Below are 2475 nucleotides of genomic sequence, written 5' to 3'. Positions count from 1 at the left end.
CCACCACGAGCCGCCCGTGCGGCCAGGGCGTGCCGGCGGGCACCCGCCACGCCCAGGGCACCGCGGCCGCGGCGAACCAGCCGGCCACCGCGGCGGGGTCGGCGAGCGCGGGGTCGGTGACGTCGGCGCCGTTGTACTGCGGGAACGGCAGGCCGCTGGAGGCCAGCCGGGCGCCGGGCAGGTCGGCGGCCGCGCCGCCGGGGTGGGACAGGGCCAGTTCGCGCCACGCGTCGGCGTGCGCCCGGTGCACGGCGGCGGGCTCGGGGGTGTGGGGCACGCACCGGATCGTGGCCTCTGCGGCGCGCGACCGCACCGGGGTTTCCCCGGCCGCCGCGTCCGAGGGGGCTGTCGCTCCACGACCGCGTCCGCCTCGACCTCCACGAGCAGGCGCGCGTCGATCAGCGCGGCGACCTGCACCCTCGCCGAGGCGGGGCGGACGTCGGCGAAGAACCCCCCGTGGGGGCGCCCGGCCGGCACCACCCGCGCCGGGCGGCGGCCACCTCGTGACCCGCCGGGGTCCCTCCGCCCGGTGGTTGCGCTGCACGCCGGGACGCCCGACGGCGGCCCGGACTCCCCGCCGCGCCCCGTGGAGTTCCGCGAGGACGAGGTCCTCATCCCCGGCTGGGAGGTCCAGTGCTCGATCGCCGACGTCGGGGACGGGTTCCGCTTCACCCGGACCACGCGCGACCGGCCCGTCGTGGACCTGCGCACCGACCACCTCGGGGCCCTGGAGCGCTTCCTCGTGGGCCGCTCCGGCGCGCTGTGGCGCTCGGCGCACCACCTTGCGCCCGTCCTCTTCGCCTCGTTCCCCGAACCGGGGGAGCGCTTCACCGTCGAGGAGGGCCCGGAGCGCGGGGTCACCCTGCGCTGGAGCGAGGACGGGCGGGGCGCCAGCGCGAGCGGGATCGACCGGGACGGGGCCAGCTTCCTCGCGCTGGCGCTCGCGCACCCGCTGGAGGACCTCCTCGCCGCCTACCGCGACCCGCGCACCGGCCCGGCCCTGCGCCTGCCCGGCGGCACCGGGACGCGGACGCACGAGGGCCGCCGGGCCCCGAGGACCTGGCGGCCGTGGGGGTGACCTGCTGCCGCGCTCAGGACGGCAGCACCTCCGGGGCGATCTCGTGCAGGCGGGCAGCCACCGCCGCCTCCAGCCGCTCGAGGGGGGCGGTCTCGGAGGACGCCGCGTCGAGCTGGTCCCACGACGCGGCGTCCTCGTCGGAGAGCTCCTCCCGGCCGGTGGGCCGGAACCGCAGGTACTCGTCGCGCGCGCGGGCGACGAGCGCGGCGACGTCGCCCAGACCGAGCCAGCGGTAGCCCGCGATAGCCAGCGGTAGCCCGCGATGGCGTCGTCGACCGACGGCACCCTCTCGCCGAAGAAGAGGTTCTCGACCCCTCCGCCGACCAGCCCGCCGTTCTCGGCGGTGCCGTGCAGGGCCAGCGCCGCACCCGGGGAGCGCAGCCCGGGCAGGACCGAGGCGTCCTGGCGCTCGTAGGCCTGGACGGCGCGGACGTTCAGCGCGTCGATCAGCGGGGTCGTCGTCTGCCGCCTCCGGTCGCCACCGGGTCCGTTGCGCGCCCCCGCCCCTCCCGTCAGCTCACGCCCGCCCGGGACCCGTCCCGCGGGTCGCCGGCGGCCGGTGCGACGGGGATCTGCAGCTCGGTGACCCCGTTCGAGGGGTCCTCGGGGCAGTAGTCCAGGTGCACCTCCCCGCCGAGGCCGAGGGGCCGGTGGCCGTTGTCCTCGATCCAGCGCGCGAGGAGCTGCCAGGTGGCGTCCACGCCGTCCATCGGGCCGTGGTGGACGATCGTGGCGGCCCGCACGGCGGGCAGGTCGGTGACCTGCACGCCCCCGCGGGCGGCAGCAGACCCAGGGCGTCGTAGTGGCGCAGCATGCGCACCGACACCCGGGCGGTGGTGGCGAACTCCCCGACGCTGAACACGGCACCTCCAGCGTCGAGGCTGACACGGTGTGAGGGTCAAGGGGTGGTTCCCGGCCGCTCGCCCGGTGCTCGCGGGGTGCCTCAGACCGCCAGGTGGGCGTTCCCGTGCTCGGTGAGGGCGTGCAGCGCGGCGCCCGCCGCGCGGGGTGCCGCTCAGCCCAGCGCCAGGACGAGGCCGGCTGCGACGAGCACGGCGGCGGTCAGCCCGTGCACGCCGAGGGCGGTGGACAGCCGCCCGCCGCGGGCGCGCACGACGACGGCGTCCCCGACCGCGGTCAGGGCCGCGGCGGTCAGCGCCCAGCCCATCGCGGCGGGGCCGGCGGCCGCCCACACCACGAGCACGACCACGCCGGAGGTGATGTCGCGCACGCCCTTGACGGCGGCCAGGGCGCGCACGTCGTCGGCGGCCACCCCGAAGCCGGTGGTGGCGCGGCGGGGGACCAGCAGGAAGCGGGTGCCGACGACGACGATGCCGGCGCAGGCGAGCAGGGAGGTGAGGAGCGCGGTGAGGTGCACGGGAGGGGTCCTTCCGGGT

3 protein-coding genes and 2 pseudogenes are annotated in these 2475 nt (G+C 78.2%); 1 reads left to right on the top strand and 4 read right to left on the bottom strand.

What is annotated here, in order from left to right; genetic code table 11:
• Positions 1 to 277, bottom strand: a pseudogene (locus tag GTR00_RS18830) (hypothetical protein); the annotation flags it as partial.
• 252 nt (positions 278 to 529) lie between these two features.
• Here GTR00_RS18830 and GTR00_RS18825 point away from each other — a divergent pair.
• On the top strand, positions 530 to 1078 hold the full coding sequence (locus tag GTR00_RS18825; RefSeq protein WP_166613097.1) for a hypothetical protein: 549 nt from the start codon (positions 530 to 532) through the stop codon (positions 1076 to 1078).
• Positions 1079 to 1590: 512 nt separating this feature from the next.
• On the opposite strand, the gene GTR00_RS18820 is transcribed toward GTR00_RS18825, so the two are convergent.
• From GTR00_RS18820 to GTR00_RS18815, 3 genes and pseudogenes are all read right to left on the bottom strand, one after another.
• A complete protein-coding gene (locus GTR00_RS18820) occupies positions 1591 to 1845 on the bottom strand; it encodes a GyrI-like domain-containing protein (protein WP_323132603.1) in 255 nt (84 codons plus the stop codon).
• A gap of 5 nt (positions 1846 to 1850) precedes the next feature.
• Positions 1851 to 1940 (bottom strand): annotated as a pseudogene (locus GTR00_RS26490) (MerR family DNA-binding transcriptional regulator); the annotation flags it as partial.
• Positions 1941 to 2093: 153 nt separating this feature from the next.
• On the bottom strand, positions 2094 to 2456 hold the full coding sequence (locus tag GTR00_RS18815) for a DUF4267 domain-containing protein (RefSeq protein ID WP_166613096.1): 363 nt from the start codon (positions 2454 to 2456) through the stop codon (positions 2094 to 2096).
• Positions 2457 to 2475: the final 19 nt, after the last annotated feature.

The sequence above is a fragment of the Kineococcus indalonis genome (genome assembly GCF_009906395.1).
Classification (GTDB): Bacteria; Actinomycetota; Actinomycetes; order Actinomycetales; family Kineococcaceae; genus Kineococcus; species Kineococcus indalonis.
Note: the sequence above shows the minus strand (reverse complement) of the source record. Positions and strands in the feature narration are given on the sequence as shown.